The sequence below is a fragment of the Isoptericola croceus genome (assembly GCF_029382255.1).
GTDB classification, from domain to species: Bacteria; Actinomycetota; Actinomycetes; order Actinomycetales; family Cellulomonadaceae; genus Isoptericola; species Isoptericola croceus.
In genome coordinates this window covers 1-291 of sequence record NZ_JARLLG010000095.1, presented here as the reverse complement: position 1 = coordinate 291, position 291 = coordinate 1, and the positions used below count along the sequence as shown (strand labels likewise).

1 protein-coding gene is annotated in these 291 nt (G+C 35.4%); it reads left to right on the top strand.

The window, feature by feature from the left end; all coding sequences use genetic code 11:
• Positions 1-291, top strand: a 291-nt coding sequence (locus PZC42_RS24405; RefSeq protein WP_277213988.1) for a lipocalin/fatty-acid binding family protein, incomplete at both ends; no start/stop codon positions are given.

The following is a 291-nucleotide window of genomic DNA, read 5'->3' as shown; positions in this document are numbered from 1 at the left end:
GCAGAAGAATCTAGTTCTATGGAAAGGAACTTTAATGTAGAACAGATTAGTGGGTATTGGTTTTCTATTGCTGAAGCCTCTGATGAAAGAGAAAAGATAGAAGAACATGGCAGCATGAGAGCTTTTGTGGAAAACATCACTGTCTTGGAGAATTCCTTAGTCTTTAAATTCCATTTAATTGTAAATGAAGAGTGCACCGAAATGACTGCGATTGGTGAACAAACAGAAAAGGCTGGCATATATTATATGAACTATGATGGATTCAATACATTTAGTATACTTAAGACAGAC